11 protein-coding genes are annotated in these 16,199 nt (G+C 72.0%); 7 read left to right on the forward strand and 4 right to left on the reverse strand.

Annotated elements, in window-relative coordinates:
- Positions 1-230: 230 nt before the first annotated feature.
- Complete coding sequence (locus ACZ466_RS22390) at positions 231-1,466, forward strand: hypothetical protein (RefSeq protein WP_378284928.1); 1,236 nt, start codon at positions 231-233, stop codon at positions 1,464-1,466.
- 550 nt (positions 1,467-2,016) lie between these two features.
- Positions 2,017-2,652: a septal ring lytic transglycosylase RlpA family protein gene (locus tag ACZ466_RS22395; protein ID WP_378284929.1), complete on the forward strand. Its 636-nt coding sequence runs from the start codon at positions 2,017-2,019 to the stop codon at positions 2,650-2,652.
- Positions 2,653-2,663: 11 nt separating this feature from the next.
- Here the strand turns inward: ACZ466_RS22395 and ACZ466_RS22400 are convergent, their stop codons facing one another.
- Positions 2,664-3,887 (reverse strand): alpha/beta hydrolase, encoded by a 1,224-nt coding sequence (locus ACZ466_RS22400; protein WP_378284930.1) that lies wholly within the window; start codon positions 3,885-3,887, stop codon positions 2,664-2,666.
- Positions 3,888-4,358: 471 nt separating this feature from the next.
- Between ACZ466_RS22400 and ACZ466_RS22405 the strand changes: the two genes are divergently transcribed.
- Positions 4,359-4,721, forward strand: coding sequence for a YkvA family protein (locus ACZ466_RS22405; RefSeq protein WP_378284931.1), 363 nt, complete (start codon positions 4,359-4,361; stop codon positions 4,719-4,721).
- Positions 4,722-4,814: 93 nt separating this feature from the next.
- Here the strand turns inward: ACZ466_RS22405 and ACZ466_RS22410 are convergent, their stop codons facing one another.
- Positions 4,815-5,564 (reverse strand): IclR family transcriptional regulator, encoded by a 750-nt coding sequence (locus ACZ466_RS22410; RefSeq protein WP_378284932.1) that lies wholly within the window; start codon positions 5,562-5,564, stop codon positions 4,815-4,817.
- A gap of 822 nt (positions 5,565-6,386) precedes the next feature.
- Here ACZ466_RS22410 and ACZ466_RS22415 point away from each other — a divergent pair.
- From ACZ466_RS22415 to ACZ466_RS22430, 4 genes are all read left to right on the forward strand, one after another.
- Positions 6,387-6,698: a hypothetical protein gene (locus ACZ466_RS22415; protein ID WP_378284933.1), complete on the forward strand. Its 312-nt coding sequence runs from the start codon at positions 6,387-6,389 to the stop codon at positions 6,696-6,698.
- Positions 6,699-7,043: 345 nt separating this feature from the next.
- The gene (locus tag ACZ466_RS22420) at positions 7,044-8,840 is read left to right on the forward strand and encodes a fatty acyl-AMP ligase (protein WP_378284934.1); all 1,797 of its coding nucleotides are present in this window, start codon (positions 7,044-7,046) and stop codon (positions 8,838-8,840) included.
- Between the two features lie 43 nt (positions 8,841-8,883).
- Entirely contained in the window at positions 8,884-11,745 is a 2,862-nt protein-coding gene (locus tag ACZ466_RS22425; RefSeq protein ID WP_378284935.1) for an MMPL family transporter, read from the forward strand.
- A gap of 47 nt (positions 11,746-11,792) precedes the next feature.
- Complete coding sequence (locus ACZ466_RS22430; RefSeq protein WP_464043921.1) at positions 11,793-12,785, forward strand: alpha/beta hydrolase; 993 nt, start codon at positions 11,793-11,795, stop codon at positions 12,783-12,785.
- Between the two features lie 41 nt (positions 12,786-12,826).
- On the opposite strand, the gene ACZ466_RS22435 is transcribed toward ACZ466_RS22430, so the two are convergent.
- On the reverse strand, positions 12,827-14,107 hold the full coding sequence (locus tag ACZ466_RS22435; protein WP_378284937.1) for a glycosyltransferase: 1,281 nt from the start codon (positions 14,105-14,107) through the stop codon (positions 12,827-12,829).
- Positions 14,104-16,041, reverse strand: a complete 1,938-nt coding sequence (locus tag ACZ466_RS22440; RefSeq protein ID WP_378284938.1) for an MFS transporter — start codon at positions 16,039-16,041, stop codon at positions 14,104-14,106. The genes ACZ466_RS22435 and ACZ466_RS22440 overlap by 4 nt, the downstream gene beginning before the upstream one ends.
- Between the last annotated feature and the right edge of the window lie 158 nt (positions 16,042-16,199).

A 16,199-nucleotide genomic window follows, 5' to 3' on the forward strand; every position in this document is an offset into this window, starting at 1 on the left:
CCGGCCGGTCACCGGGACCGGCCGGGCATCGGCATTTCACCGGGAATATTGGCGGATCCACCGGTAATCCAAGGGTCGCCCTTCCGTAGATCGTCCTTTCGGTTCACCATTTTCGGGAACAATTCCAGGCGCCGGTCGCGGGTTTGTACTAACGTCCCCGCACGACGCGCAGCTCAATCTGGAATTCCCGGGGGGGAAATATGAACCGTTCACTGGCTGCTCTGCGGAGAATGTCCGTGGTCGCTCCGCTGGCCGCCGCGATCGCGACCGGCACCGCGGCCACGGCGACCGTTCCGGCCGCGGCCACGCCCGCCGTTCCGGGCGCCGCCGAGGCCGGCCCGCAGGCCTTCCTGTCCAGGGACGCCGCCAAGGGCAGCCTGCCCGCGGAGGTCGCCGACGCGGCCCACCCGCTGGTGCGGATCCCCGCGACGGCCGCGAACGACGTGCTCACCGCCCAGCCCGGCCTGGCGTCGGTGAACCCGAAGGGCGCCGCGTCCCGGCTCGGCCCCGGCACGCTCCGGACCGCGCAGGGCGAGATGCGCTTCACCGGGATGACCGCGAGCTGCGAGAAGGACCTGGACGGCCTGGTGCGCGGGTTCACCCGCATCAACCCGGACGCCACGCTGAACAGGGCGCTGGGCAAGGTGCCGGCCCGCCCGGCGAAGAACCACCGCGTCCCGGCTCCCAAGGGCCGGACCGTCACCCTGAACAAGCAGCTCCGCGACGCCACCGGCGCGCTCACCGTCGTCGGCGCCGCCGTCACCGAACCGAACGGGGTCACCCGCGACTACGCCGTCGCCCGCTGCCCGGCCGGCATCCGCACGAACGGGGCCGGGCTCGGGAAGCCGACCCGCGCCAAGGCCGGCGAGCGGCGCGCCCCCGATCCGGACCGGGACGGCCTGCTGTTCAACGGGGGCGAGAGGACGCTCCGCGACCTGATCAACATGGCGCAGATGGGCGCGCTCGCGGGCCTGCCCAGCTCCGTGCCGAGGTCCGGGCCGCGGTCCGGACCGCGGTCCAACGCGTCGCCGGCGGACACCCCGGAGGTCCTGACGCAGGACACGGTGGCGGATGCCCCGCAGGGCCCGGCGCAGGACACGGCGGCGAATGTCCCGAACGCCCCGGCCGCGAACGCGCCCCAGGGCCCGGAGGCTCCGGCGGCGGGTGCGCCGAAGGCCCCGAAGAAGCCGAAGACCTCGAAGAAGCCGAAGACCACGAAGTCCACGAAGTCGAAGAAGCCGAAGACCACGAAGAAGTCGAAGAAGTCGAGGGCCGGCCAGTCGGCCGGTGCTCCGCGGCCCGCCACCGGGAACGCCTCGAAGACCGCGAAGCGGCTCGTGTCCGCGCCGCTGCCGGGTGACCTCCGGTCCACCGTCACCGGGATGCCCGGCCAGGTCGCGGGCCCGGCCACGCCTTCGACCGGCGCGATCCTCGGCGGCGCCCCGGGGCTGCCCATGGTCGGCTGACGCCGGCCGGGAGACCGGCGGTTCAGGACACCCGGACGGGCGTCCCGCGGATGCGACGGCATCCCGCGGGGCGCCCGCCGGCATTTCGCGGAAAATGATCACTTCACCGGGATTTACCGACCCGAGATCGGCCTCGCCGGACGGGTAAAGACGATCTTCATAGGCGATCACCCATTGCACATGATCGACTCCGTACCGCAAAAAGACGGGTGACAAACCCCACAAAGTCCCGCCGCACGTCTTGATCTACGCGGAATTCGACGTACGGTCTGGAACTTGTGTGCGGCTCATGACGAACGGGTTCGATTTCTCAAGTGAACAGACGCCGAGCCGCACCGACCGGACGCCGATGACCGCGATGACGCGGTAAGGCGCCCTTATCGGGGGCGTGGCGGCGGGGGCCCCGGGATTGTTTCTCCCGGCGGGCCGGCCCCTGCGCGGCGCATGAGTTCGGGGGACGAGGGTGTCGCCCGGCTGCGCCGAATTACAGACGGCGGTGCTTCGCACGCCGGGCGTCCGGGGACCTGTCCCCGACCAAAGGACTCTCTCTGTGGGCAACTCTGTGGGCCGGCGTGCCAGGCATCGCCCCAAGAACACCCGTGTCCGTACCGTCATGCTCGCCTCGGGCCTCGCCGTGGCCGTGCTCGCAGCGGGCGCGTGGGCGCTCGCCTCGGCCGCGTCCGGCGGCCGTGCCGGCAACGCGAGCGCAGCGCGGATCGCGCCGGAGGCCACCGGCGCCCAGGCGGACCCGCCGCGGCCCGTGCCGTCCAGGGCCGACCGGGGCGGTTCCCGGACGGAGACGCCCGAGCCGGCGCCGAGCATGACGGCCACCGCCAGTTCCCAGTTGGAGCGCGCGCCGCGGAAGCCGGCGAAGAAGAAGCCCGAGTACCGCGTGCTCAGGTCCGGCTCCTGCGAGGCCTCGTACTACTGGCAGGGCCAGATGACGGCCAGCGGCGAGCGCTTCGACCCCGGCGAGCTGACCGCGGCGCACAAGACGCTGCCGATGGGCTCGAAGGTGCGGGTCACCAACAAGAACAACGGCCGTTCGGTCATCGTCCGCATCAACGACCGCGGCCCGTACGCGGGCGGCCGCTGCCTGGACCTCTCCAAGGCGGCCATGACCGAGGTCCGCGGCACCGGATCCGGGGTGATCCCGGTCCGGTACCAGGTGCTCGAACGCGCCTGACCGGTCGTGGATCAGTTGTGGCAGCCCAGGCCGATCGCCTGCGACAGGTCGGCGGGATACTCGCCCATCGGGCTGCGGACCGTGCCGAACCCCATCACGGGCGCGGATCCGGCGGAACCGGAACCGAAACCGGGGCCGGGCGTGGGCTGGAAACCGTGACCGGCGTCGGAGCCGGCGTCCAGTCCGGCGCCGGTGCCGGTCATGGAGCCGCCCGCGGGGCGCGAGAAGGGCTGGGTGACGGTCTCCGCGGCCCGCGCGGCCGGCTCGACCGGGACGGGCCCGGCACCGGCCGGGCCGGTCGTGACCGGATCGGCCTCGACCGGGTCGGCCGTGGCGGGGGCGAGGTGGCCGGGATGCGGCTCCGCGTCGCCGCCGGGGTCGGTCACGACGGCCAGCCGTTCGCGGAACCAGTCGTTCAGGACGCCGTCCACCCGTACCGCCTCGGTGGTCGGGGGCTGCGCGTCGATGCCCGGCTGCGCCGCCATGGCGTGGCCCATCCGGAACGTGGCGGCCTCGACCGCGTTGAGCCCGTGCTCGCGCAGCCGGTCGCGCAGCTCGGTGATCTCCAGGGACGACACCACGCGGTCCTTGGCGCCCGCGATGAGCAGCACCGCGGCGTCACCGCCCGCGATCCGCTCGGCGAGCGGGGCGAGGTCGAGACGCTCGGCGGCCGCCGCGGCCCGGTCGTCCCAGTCGCGCTCGCGGCCGGCCAGGCGTTCCAGCGAGGTGGCGGCGCGGGCGGGCGCCAGCACGGGGGTGACCAGCGCGGCGGCGCTCACCGGGACGGTGCCGCGCGCGAGCGCGAGCAGCGCGATGCTCGCCCCGACCGAGAACCCGGCCAGGCCGACCGGCCCCTCCTCGATGCCCAGGTCGGCACGGAGCGCCGCGAGCACGGCGGGCAGGCTCTCGACGGCGCCCTCGACCGCCGCCGCGTACGCCTCCACGCCGCGGGCCTCCAGCAGCGCGCCGGAGCCCAGGCCCTCGGACGGGGCGCCGCCGGGCGCGGTCAGTTCGAGGTAGACGCGCCAGGTCGGCACGCCGGTCAGCGGCATCGCGGCGGCCAGCGCGGCCGCGGTGCGGGGCGGGTCGAACCCGGGCCAGGCGACGACGAGACGGGTGGGTCCGGACGGGCGGGCGTCGACGGCGGTGGGCGGGAGGGCGAGGTACGCGGTGCCCGCGGCGGTCCCGTGAACGGGCCTCCCGGCTTCGGGCAGGGTGGGGCGATCGCCGCTCATGTTCTGGGTCAGCTCCTGCTGTGCTCGGCAATAGTGCTGGATCGCACTCGTCTGTGCTGCCGGGGGGACGTACCCCCCGGCTCCCCCGGTAAGCGGACCGACCGAAACCCGTCACTGGCAGACACCGCTGGCGCTCCGTTCCCGATGCCGGTCGGTCAGAGAGCCGGCGCACTCCCCGTGGACCCGGAGGTTCCCACCCCCCATGTTTTCAGTGGACGGCGAAGAATGCTCCCGAATCCCCGCACCTCGCCCACGAGAGTGATGAATGCCTCACCGGCGGTAACTCGATGAAGACGCTCCTGCCCTGAATCCCCGCGGTGAGACCGGGGAAGTGCCGACATTCGGCTACGGAGCCGACGAAACATGGCATTTCGGTCTTCGCGGAAGGGAACATACTGAACCCCCGCCGCGTCGTACTAGAACGTGGGCGCCGCGGGGGCGCGCCCCAGCAACGTTGGAGGAGCGACACCTGTGGACAGGAAGCGTAGCGATGCCGCGGCCGGTCAGGCGTGGAACATCTACAGCGAGACTCTCCAGGCCGACGCGCCCCGCATGGGCGAGCGCGTCCGCGCCGTGCCGCGCATGCTGAAGGCGGCCATGCGCGGCGACTACAAGGGTCTGTCGTACAAGACGCTCGGCCTGATGGCGGTGGGGCTGGTCTACATCCTCTCCCCGCTCGACGTCGTCCCCGACGTCCTCGTGCCGCTCGGCCTGGCCGACGACACCGGCGTGGCCCTGTGGATGGCCGCCGTCCTCGTCCGGTCGGCGGGCGACTACGTCAGGTGGGAACGCGGCGGCCGTCCCAAGGTGGTCGTCGGCGACATCGCCGGCTGACCACCGGCCATCGACCACCGGCCGCCGTTCTCCGGGCGCTCAGGGGCCGCCCGGTGAGCGGCGGCCGACGGACGTCCAGGGGCCGGCAGGGGCTCAGGGGGCGCCGGGGCGCAGCTCCTTGGCGAAACCGCCGGCGATCTCGCGCATGACCGGGACCGCGTCCCGGACGGTCGCGCCGGTCATGCGCGCGGACGGTCCCGACACCGACAGCGCGGTCAGCGCGGGCGCCCCCGGTAGCGCCACGGCGACGCAGCGGACCCCGATCTCCTGCTCCTCGTCGTCCACCGCGTACCCCTGCTCCCTGATCCGCTCCAGCTCGGCCAGCAGCGCCTCCGGATCGGTGAAGGTGTTGGGCGTCTGCGCCTCCATGCCGGTGCGCTCCAGGATCTCCCGTACGCGCGACTCGGGCAGCTGGGCCAGCAGCGCCTTCCCGACGCCCGTGCAGTGCGGCCGCACCCTGCGCCCGACCTCGGTGAACATCCGCATCGAATGCCGGGACGGGACCTGCGCGACGTAGACGGCCTCGTCGCCCTCCAGCACCGCCATGTTGGCGGTCTCGCCCACCTCGTCCACCAGCCGGGTCAGCGCCGGCCGCGCCCACGACCCCAGCAGCCGGCCCGCGCTCTCGCCCAGCCTGATCAGCCGGGGCCCCAGCGCGTAGCGCTTGGACGGCTCCTGGCGGACGTAGCCGCGGTTGACCAGCGTCCGCATCAGCCGGTAGATGGTCGGCATCGGCAGGCCGGACACCTCCGTCAGCTCCGACAGCGCCATCTCGCCCCCGGCGTCCGCGAGATGCTCCAGCAGCTCGAAGGCGCGCTCCAGTGACCGTACGGCCTCCGCCACCGGCCCTCCTCTCCTCGCGATCCCCGCATTCTACGGAGTATCGATTTCGGCCAGCGAAAGGTGCACGGGACGTTACTCTCCGTGTTCGGGCGGTAATACTCACTACGGCCAGGAGAGGTCGTCATGGTGCCGTCCCCCCGGGAGCCACCGAACCGTAGAGGGAACCGTCGAAAGGGGACCGGTGTGCCAACGCCGGGCAGCACGAGAAGCGTCCAGCGCATCGGGGTCACGACGCTGTGCACGACGGCCCTGCTCGCCCTCCCGGCGCCGTCCCCCCTGAGCGGTCACCAGGTCGGGTTGGCGGCGTCCTCCACACCCCCGGCGCGCAGCGGCGAATCGCACCACAACCTGGCCACCCGGTCCCAGAGGGAGCGCTGCGTATGCCCTCGGGCATGGACCCGGCCCACGGAACCGACCTGGCCCCAGAGGCCGCCCTGGCCCAATGAACACACACCCCCGTGGCCTATGGCGCCGACCTGGTTCAAGGGGCCGGCTGGGCCGGGCGAGCCCACGCCGCCCATGCCCAAGGAGCCGTCTGGATCCGCGCAGGGGCCTGTCAGCTTGCCCAAGGGCAAGACGCCTTCCCCCTCTGGTTCCTCCCCCTCGAAGCCGTCCACCCTGCCGAAGCCCAAGAAACCGTCCGCGCCTAAGGCCATGCCGCCGTTCCCAGGTGGCCTGCCCGAGCCCGGCGCCCAACCGCCCGTGCCTCCCGGGGAAGTCCAGGACGAAGTCCAAGAGCACGGCAAGGGCAAGGGAGAGCCCAAGGGCAAGGGGGAGCCCATAGGCAAGGGAGAGGAGCAGACGTCGTTGGGAGGAGTGCCGGTGCCTCCCTCACAGGAGCCCCTGGGAGTCGGTCCGCTGTCGCCGACGTTGCCGCCCGCGCCTCCGGGACCGCCCTCCGTGCCGCCCCCGCTCACGCTGCCCTCGCCGCCGCCCATGCCGCCGCCCATGCCGCCGCGGCTGGCCACCAACGGAACGGGCCTCGCGCTGGTCGGCCAAGAGAGCGACCAGCGCGACTGGGCCGCGGTGTTCGGCGCGGCCCTGGTCACCGAGGTGGGCCTGCTGTGGATGCTCGCCTGCCTGCTCGTGCTGCGGCGCCGGTGGACCCTGGTCCGCCTGAGGCATACGCGCTGAGCGTTCGACAATCCCGCGAGACGCCCCGAGAAGCCCGCGAGAAGCCCGCGAGAAAGCCCCGGGAAAGCGCCGAGGAAAGGCACCGGAAACCGTTGGTGCGGCGGCCGTCACGGACGGTCGCCCGTGCGCACACGCGATGATCCTCTCTTGTCACCCCCGTGACAAAGCCGCGCGGAACGAATGTGCGCGTGGCCCAATGTCTTCGCGTTCTACCATCCGGTAGCTTCACGCTGCACGGTAGAACCGTTCATGCCGGGGCTCCGCGGGGGCGCCCGGCCATGGCTCGTACGCGCCGGCGGCCCCTCCCGGCGGCGCGCCCCCCGCTCACCCCCAGGAGTTGGACCCATGGCACTGGGCTCGCTGCTTCCCGAACTCCAGCCCGGCGGCTCGGGCCGCACCCCGCTGATCGAGCGGGTCGCCCGCTGGGCCGCAGAGAAGCCGGACGCACCCGCCTTCACCTTCGTCGACTACTCGCTGGACCCCTCCGGCGCGGAGGTCACCCTGACCTGGGCGGAGGTGGAGCGGCGGGCCCGTGCCACCGCGGCGCGGCTGCGCCGGTCGGCCGAGCCGGGCGAGCGGGTGGCGCTGCTGCTGCCGCAGACGCTCGAGTACATGATGACGATGCTCGGCGCGATGTACGCGCGCGTTGTCGCGGTCCCGCTGTTCTCCCCCGACCTGCCGGGCCACGCCGACCGGCTGATCGGCGCGTACGGCGACGCCGAGCCCACGCTGATCGCCACGTCCCGGAACGCGCTGCCGCACGTGGAGAAGTTCCTCGCCGACCACGACGTGCCGCGGCCCCGGGAGATCGTGTTCGCGGACGAGATCGACGAGGGCCCGGCCGAGTTCTGGCGGGACGAGCCGATCGGGTTCGACGACCTGGCGTACCTGCAGTACACCTCGGGCTCGACCCGCCGCCCCGCCGGGGTGGAGATCACCCACGGCAACGTCACCGCGAACGCGGCGCAGCTGTGGTCGGGCTGGGCGCCGGAGCGGCCGGACCCGGAGCTGGTGAGCTGGCTGCCGCTGTTCCACGACATGGGGCTGATCGCCACGATGGCGCTGCCGCTGGTGCGGGGCGACCACGCGATCTACACCGATCCGGTGTCGTTCATCATGAACCCGCTGCGGTGGCTGGAGCTGATCGCGTCGCGGCCGAACAAGAACGTCTACACGGCCGGGCCGAACTTCGCCTACGAGTACGCCGCGTCCATGGCCACCCCCGAGGCGCTCGCCCGCCTCGACCTGAGCGGCCTGGTGACGTGCCTGAACGGGGCGGAGCCGATCCGTCCCGCGACGCTGTCGGCGTTCGCGGAGACGTTCGCGGGCGCGGGGCTGCGGCCGGGCGCGCAGGCGCCGGGGTACGGGCTGGCCGAGGCGACGGTGTTCGTGACCGCCGCGGCCGAGGACGTCCCCCCGAAGATCATCACGGTGGACCGGGAGGCGCTGACCCAGGGCCTGCTGCGGGTGGGCGAGCCCGGCGACGAGCGGTCCGGCCCGCTGGTGTCGTGCGGGCGGCCGATCGGGCAGTACGTCGCGATCGTCGATCCGGAGTCCCGGGTCGAGCAGCCCGACGGGCTGGTCGGGGAGATCTGGGTGCACGGCCCCAACACCGCCCGCGGCTACTGGCGCAACACCGAACGCAGCCAGGACACCTTCGGCGCCGAACTGGCCGAGCCGGGCGCCCTCCCCGCGGGGCCGTGGATGCGCACCGGCGACTACGGCGTGATCCACGAGGGCGAGCTGTACGTCACGGGCCGCATCAAGGACCTCATCATCGTGGACGGCCGCAACCACTACCCGCAGGACATCGAGCTCACCGCGCAGGAGGCGCACCCCGCCGTGCGTCCCGACCACGTGGCCGCGTTCGCCGTGGCGGGCGAGGGCACCGAGCGGCTGGTGCTGGTCGCCGAGCGCAACCGGCGCGTCCCGCTGGCCCGGCTGGACCTGGACGAGGTCGAGTCGGCGGTGCGCGCGGCCGTCACGATCGAGCACGAGATGGCCGTCCAGGAGTTCGTGATGGTGGAGCCGGGCGCGGTGGCGCGCACCTCCAGCGGCAAGATCGCCCGCAACGCGACCCGGGAGCGGTTCCTGAAGGGAGAGCTGCCCGGCACCGCGGACCGGCTGGCCGGGCGCGGCTGACCCGCCGCACTGGGACACGACCGGACAGGGACACAGGAGGATCATGCTCGCCGGGCTGGGGCGTCTCATTCACCGACGGCGCTGGTCCGGTCTTGTCCTGGTGCTGCTGCTGACGGTGGGCGCCGGGGGCTGGGGCCTGGGGGTCTTCAGCAAGTTCTCCCAGGGCGGCTTCGAGGACCCCAAGGCGTCGTCCACGCTGGTGGCCAAGCTCGGCGCCAGCTACTTCGGCAGCACCAACCCCGACGTGCTGGTCCTCTACAGCAGCGACTCGGCGACCGTCCGCGACCCCCGCTACATGGGCGCGGTCATCACGACGGTGGCGCGGCTCCCGAAGGACCGGGTCGCCGAGGTCATCTCGTACTGGTCGTTCGACCGCAGGGACGCGGCGCCGTTCGCCAGCCGCGACCAGCGCAAGACCTTCGTGTCGATCAAGCTGGAGGGCAGGGACGACGCCACCAAGCTGGCCAACTACGAGGCGATCAAGGACCGGCTGGCGGCGCCCGGCCTGCGCGTCGAGCTCGGCGGCAACATTCCGCTGGGCAAGGAGTTCGGCGAGCAGGTCGTGGCCGACATCATCCGGGCCGAGATGATCACCGCGCTGCCGCTGCTGGCCCTGCTGATCATCCTGTTCGGGGCGCTGGTGGCCTCGCTGCTGCCCCAGGTCGTGGCGATCTTCTCCATCGTCGGCGGGCTCGCGGTGGTGCACGCGGTCACCTATCTCACCAGCGTGACCTCGTTCGCCCTCGAGGTCGTCACGATGATGGGCGTCGGCCTCGCCATCGACTACTCGCTGTTCATCGTGTCCCGGTTCCGGGAGGAACTGGCCCGCGGCATGGACGCGAAGGGCCTCCCCCAGGGCAAACCCTGGAAACGCCTCCCCACCCGCAAGGAACGCAGGGCCGACAAGAAGGCGTACAAGCGCGCGCTGGACCCGGTCCGCCGCGACGCGCTCGCCATCACCATGAGCACCGCGGGCCGCACCATCGTCGTCTCCGGCATCACCGTGTCCGCGGCACTCGGCGGCCTGCTGCTGTTCCCGCAGATGTTCCTGCGCACCATCGGCCTGGCCGGGATCGCCACCGTCCTGGTCGCCGTGTTCGGCGCGATCGTCGTCCTGCCCATCCTGCTCGCCGTCCTCGGACCCAAGGTCGAGGGCGGGCGCATGCCCTGGCGGAGGCCCAGCGCCAAGCGCGCGCAGCGCGACCCCGAGAGCGGCTTCTGGTACCGCCTCGGCCACAGCGTCATGAAGCACCCCGTGCCCTACTTCGCCGTGGTGCTGGTCATCCTCGCCGTCCTCTTCGGGCCGTTCCTGAACGTGCAGTTCTCCAGCGTGGACGCGCGCGTCCTCCCCAAGGACAGCCCGACCCGCGCCGTCGTCGAGACCGTCAAGGCCGAGTTCCCCAACGGCACCGCCGAGCCGATCGACGTGGTCGTCTCCGGCGACCTCATCCCGCGCAACTGGCGGCCCGGCCGCGACGGCGACACCATCCCGCCGTACCTGGAGAACTTCCGCAAGCGCCTGGCCGAGCTGCCGGGCGTCACCGACGCCAAGTTCACCGGCTACTCGGGCACCTACGGCGGCGTGCGCATCTCCGTGACGCACCGGTACGAGCCGATGGCGTCGCAGGCCCAGGAGCTCGTCAAACGCGTCCGGGCCATGGAGCTGACCAAGGACGGCTACCCGATGCACATCGACGTCGGGGGCAGCACGGCCGCGCAGATGGACCTGATGTCCAGCCTCATGCGCACGCTCCCGATGATGGCCATCGCCGTCGGCGTCGCCACGTTCATCCTGCTCTTCATGTTCTTCGGCTCGGTCGTCCTGCCGCTGAAGGCGATCGTGATGAACGTGCTGTCCATCGGCGCCTCGTTCGGCGCGATCGTGTGGGGCTTCCAGTACGGCCACCTCGCCGGCCTGCTGGACTTCACCCCGACCGGCGGCGTCGAGGCCACCAGCATGATCCTCATCCTCGCCGTGGTGTTCGGGCTGTCCATGGACTACGAGGTCTTCCTGCTCAGCCGGATCCGCGAGGAGTGGGACCGCACCCACGACAACCGCACCGCCGTCGCCGTCGGCATGCAGCGCACCGGCAGCATCATCACCAGCGCCGCGCTGCTCTTCCTCGTCGTCATCGGCGCGTTCAGCATGGCCGGCATCACGGTCGTGAAGCTCATCGGCGTCGGCATGTTCGTCGCCGTCGTCGTGGACGCCATGCTGGTCCGCTCGCTGCTCGTCCCGGCCACCATGCGCTTCATGGGCGCCGCCAACTGGTGGCTCCCGCGCCCGCTGGCGGGCCTGCACGCCCGCATGGACCTCCGCGAACGCGACGACGTCACCCCCACCGCCCCGCCCGCGTCCAAGCCGGGCCCTCCGCCCGTCCCGTACGCGATGCGCTGGGAAGAGCCGACCCCGAGCACCCCGCCCCAGGCCAAACCGAAGCCCCCGGTAAGGCAAACCCGCATGGGGCCGGGCCCCGCAATGCCTACGCCCGCAATGCCTACGCCCGCGGGACCTGCGCCCATGGGGCCTGGGCATCCTGCGCGGGTGCCTGTTCGGGCGGCCAAGCCTCGACCGGCCGGGGAGCCTCTGGCGCAGAGCGTGCGGTCCTTGCCTCAGGCCAGGCCGTCGGCCCATGGCCCACAGCCCCCGGCGCAGCCAGGCCCGCAGCCTTCGGGGCAGGGGGTGGAGGGGGCTGTCGCCTTCGGGGGGCGTGATTTCTCTGGGGACGTGACGTTCAGGCGGGCGGACCCGCCGCCGCCCGCGCGGGACGACGAAGGGCGGCCTTGGGCGCCCTGGGCCAATGGGCAGCCTGAGCCGGTACCGCAACGCAACAGCCGCAACAAGCGCGAGATAGTTCCCGCTCCCGACGGTTCGGGGTGGCGCTGGAGGGACAGTGGAGAGTGAACATGTCGAATGATGGACGCCGGCGTGCCGTGAGATGCGCCGCGGCGGTGGTGGGCGCTGTCGCGGTGGGGGCGGCGACGGTGGTGGCGGGCGCCGTTCCGGCCGCCGCGACCGCCGGGTTCAAGAAGGCCGACAACGGTGCGAGCATCACCGCCTACCGGTGGCTGAACAAGGGGAAGACGGCGTTCGATTTCACCGTCAAGTCCCCGGCCTTGGGGGCGTCGCAGAACGTCCGGGTGCTCTTGCCCAAGGGGTGGAAGTACAACTCGCGGCAGAGCTGGCCCGTGGTGTACGCCTACCACGGGGGCAATGACAATTACACGTCGTGGACGCGTAAGAAGAACACCGATATCGAGGCGCTGTCGCGTAAGTGGGGCGTCATGGTGGTGATGCCGGAAGCCTCCAACGGCTCGTTCACCGACTGGTGGAACGGCGGCAAGGGCGGCACGCCGCGGTGGGAGGAATTCCATTTGCGCGAGGTGCGGCAGCTCGTCGAGCGCAATTACCAGGCGGGCGGCTCCAGGGCGGCGATGGGCATCTCGTCCGGGGCGCAGGGGGCGTGCACGTACGCGGGCCGGGCGCCGGGCATGTTCCGGTACGCGGCGTGCTTCAGCGGTGTGCTGTCGATGAGCTCGCCCGGCATGCCGGCGCTGCTGATGTACACCAACAGCGGGAACGGGAACGACCCGTACGCGATCTGGGGCATCCCCTGGATCGACAAGGCGAACTGGGACGCGCACGACCCGATCCACCTGCTTCCCAGGATGAAGGGGACGCGCCTGTACGTGTCGTCCGGCACCACGGGCCAGCGCGGCCCGCTGGACTCGCCGGACATCGCCCCCTGGGACATCGGCTACCTGAGCGAGCGGGCGATCGGGCCGACGGTGGAGCAGTTCGCGGCGCGGGCCAAGCGGCTGGGGATCCCGGTCACCGCGCACATCTACGGCAACGGCCGGCACTCGTGGCCGTACTGGAAGCGGGAGATGCACACCGCTTGGCCGATGATGATGAAGACCCTCGGCGCCAAGCAGGTTGGCTGAGAACGCGGAGCGCCCCGGCCGGTGGCCGGGGCGTTTTGTGTTCAGGCGATGCGGTCGATGAGTTCGCAAGCGCGCGCTGCGCCGTCCTCGGTCGATATGCGGCGTCCTAGTGCGGCGGCGCGTTCGGCTATGACGGGTGCTTGGGCTTGTTGGATGGCTCGGGCCAGGCGTGGTGCGGTCAGGTCGCGGAACGGTACGGGTGCAGGGCCTGCTTTGAGGGCGGCGATCCGTTCGCCCCAGTAGGGCTGGTCGCCGAAGAACGGGCAGACGACCGTTGGAACGCCTGCGCGCAGTCCTGCGGAGGTGGTGCCGGCGCCGCCGTGGTGGACGACGGCGGCCATGCGGGGGAACAGCCAGGAGTGCGGGACGTCGCGTACGGCGAGTACGTCGTCGTCCGACGATTCGGGGTCGGGGCCCTGCACGATGCCGCGGACCTTGGCCGTCCGCAGTGCGGTACGGATCGCGCGGTCGGTCGCCTCGGGGTCCTTGGGCCGCATGCTTCCGAAGCCCACGTAGACCGGTGGCGGGCCGGATGCGAGGAAGGCGGCGAGTGCGGGGGGCGGTTCCCAGTCGGGCTCGTCCAGGAACCAGTAGCCGGTCAGGTGCACGTACCGCGGCCAGTCCCGGGGGCGTGGCACGACGGCACGGCTGAAGCAGGCGAGCACGGTCTTCGCTTGGCGGCGTGCCTGGTGCATAGGGCCGCGCAGGGAGAGTGTGGGCAGCGCCAGGGTGTCGCGCCGCCACGGGTTGATGAAGGGCCGGGACAGTTGCCAGGCGATCTGGTCGATGGCCAGGAAGCCGAGCCGGTTGGCCCACGGTCCCAGTTTCTGCGTCTGCGGGACGAACGGGTGCGGGAAGGCTCCGGTGGGGTGGCTCGGCTGGAAGTGCACGAGCGCCCAGGGGACGCCCAGGTGTTCGCCCAGGTGCCGGGGGAGCATCCCGAGGGTGGGGCCGATGACGAGGTCGGCTCCCTTGCAGGCGTCGAGGCATTCGGCGAGGAGCCGTTCGGCCATCGGTCCCAGGATGCGTCTGAAGCCGCCCAGGAACGTGACCGGGTTGCGGCCTCCGGCGAGGAGTTCCTGGCCGGCCTCTGAGTCGAGGATCTCGGTGGGGTCGGCGGTCAGGGGGGACAGCTCGATTCCAGCGGTCATGCCGCCGCGGCGGACGGCCCTGTCCGCGGCCTCCACCATCTGGGCGTACCGGCTGGAGGCGACCAGCCGCACGCGGTCGCCCCTGGACGCGACGAGCGCTTGGGCGAGTGCAACGCACGGCTGGATGTCCCCCCGCGACCCTGCCGCGATGATGACGATGGTCCGGGTCACCAGGAATCACTCTGCGGCGTCTGGGTGTCGTCCGGCACGTACGGGTGGTACCAGCCCTTGGGCGGGGGTGGCGGGCGCCAGGCGTCGGGTTCGTCCTCGCCTTCGGGGTCGGGCTTGACGATCGGATGTTCGGGCCGGGTGGTGCGTGAGGACTCCCCGGCGGGAGGCGGCGCCGCACGCAGGGGGGTGACCGGGTCCACGGGCGGGGGCGGCGGTGACTTCTCCTCCACGGGCGGGGTCTCCTCCGCCGTTGGCGCGGGGTACGCCGGGTAGCGCGGCGGTCCTGTGTAGGCAGGACCCGAGGTGGTCACGGCCAGTCCCTCCCAAGGTCGGCGGAATGACGAGAGCAGGTCTGGATGCGGCTCGGGTTCGTACGGCTCCGGCGCCGGTAGCTCGGCGGGCTCGGCGGGCTGCTCCGCCACCAGGACGCCCACTCCGCCACCGCCGCCGTCGGCCCCGATGGAGGCCGGGACGGGCTGCGCGGGACGCGGCGCAGCGGCCCGGCGTGCCGGGGCGGCGGGACGGCGCCCGCCCTGCCGGCCGTGCTTGGGCCCGAACCAGCCCCGCCTGCTGGGCAGCGTCACCGCGCTGATCATGCCGCCGATCAGCACCAGCACCGCGCCGATGATCAGTCCGGAGGCGGTGCCGTGCCGGAACGCCTCCAGTTCCGCGGCGCCCGCGTCCTGCCGCGGCACCTCGTGGATCAGCAGCCCGACGATCGCGATGCCGAACGCCCCGGACACCTCGCGGATCACGTTCAGGATGCCGCTGGCCAGCCCGGCCTGGTCGTCGGGCACCGCCTTGAGCACGTACATCGCCAGTGGCATGCACATGGCCGAGCCGATCCCGACGATGAGCACCCCGGGCATCAGTTCGGCGAAGCCGTCGTCGCGGCGGAGCATGGAGAACAGCACCATGCCGAACGCCATGGCCGCCATCCCGCCGCCGACCGCGGCGCGCGGCCCGACCCGTCCCGCCAGCCAGAACGCGACCGGCGTGGTCACCATGACGGCGACCGCCGAGGGCAGCATGACCAGCCCGGCCTTCGGCGGGGAGAAGCCGAGGTAGGTCTGCAGGAACGTCGCCGAGTAGAAGACCATCCCGTTGAAGCCGATGCCCCACAGCATCTGCGACAGCAGCCCGCCCACGAACACCCGGTTGCGGAAGAACCGCAGGTTCATCATCGGGTCGGGGGCCCAGGTCTCCACCACGATGAAGCACACGAGCGCGATCGCGGCCAGCGCGAACACGGCGAGCACCGACGGGTCGCCCCACCCGTGGACGCGCCCGGTCTCCAGGCCGTAGGCCAGCGCGAACAGCAGGGTGGCGGAGATGAGCACGCCGGGCAGGTCGACGCGGGCGTCGGCGTTGTCGCCCTTGCCGTTGAGCACCACCAGGCCGAGGATGATCACGAGGATCCCGGCCGGGATGTTGATGAGGAAGATCCAGCCCCACGGCCAGTGGGAGACGATGATCCCGCCGATGGTGGGGCCGAGCGCGGTGGCCCCGGACGCGGCGCCCACCCAGACGATCGTGCCGAGGGAGCGCTGCTTGTCGGTGCGGCCGACGGTGACCATGACCAGGGTGGCGGGCAGCGCCAGCGCGGCGCCGGCGCCCTGCACGATCCGGCCGAGGATCAGCACCATGTCGTCGGGCGCCAGCCCGCACACCGCGGAGGCCAGCGTGAACACGACCATGCCGGTGGTGAAGGTGACGCGGCAGCCGTACACGTCGGTGAGCCGCCCGCCCGCGATCATCAGGCAGGAGAACATCAGGATGTAGCCGGTGGCCACCCAGTCCTTCGCCGAGTTCGACATGTCGAGCTCGCGGATCATGGTGGGCAGCGCGTTGGCGACCACCGTGTTGTCCATGGTGATCATGAAGGCGCTGATGGCGACCACCGCCAGCGCCCATCGGTATCGGCCCCGGGTCACCTGATCGCGCGGCGCGTCGGTCCCGGCCGGCGGCCCGGGAATTCGCCGCTCCCCCCTATTGCGTGAGTGGGCTTGTACGTTCTGTTGTTCACGCGTTCTCACGTGCTGTTCTGGGTGTTGTTCCGGCGCATGTGTGCGGCGTTACATTTCGTTCGCGT

Source organism: Actinomadura rugatobispora, assembly GCF_055379765.1.

Bases quoted from the DNA above. Each gene is read 5' to 3' on its own strand.
- ACZ466_RS22420 (WP_378284934.1), top strand. From the start codon at position 7,044: ATGGCACTGGGCTCGCTGCTTCCCGAACTCCAGCCCGGCGGCTCGGGC.
- ACZ466_RS22390 (WP_378284928.1), top strand. From the start codon at position 231: ATGTCCGTGGTCGCTCCGCTGGCCGCCGCGATCGCGACCGGCACCGCG.
- ACZ466_RS22425 (WP_378284935.1), top strand. From the start codon at position 8,884: ATGCTCGCCGGGCTGGGGCGTCTCATTCACCGACGGCGCTGGTCCGGT.
- ACZ466_RS22400 (WP_378284930.1), bottom strand. From the start codon at position 3,887: ATGAGCGGCGATCGCCCCACCCTGCCCGAAGCCGGGAGGCCCGTTCAC.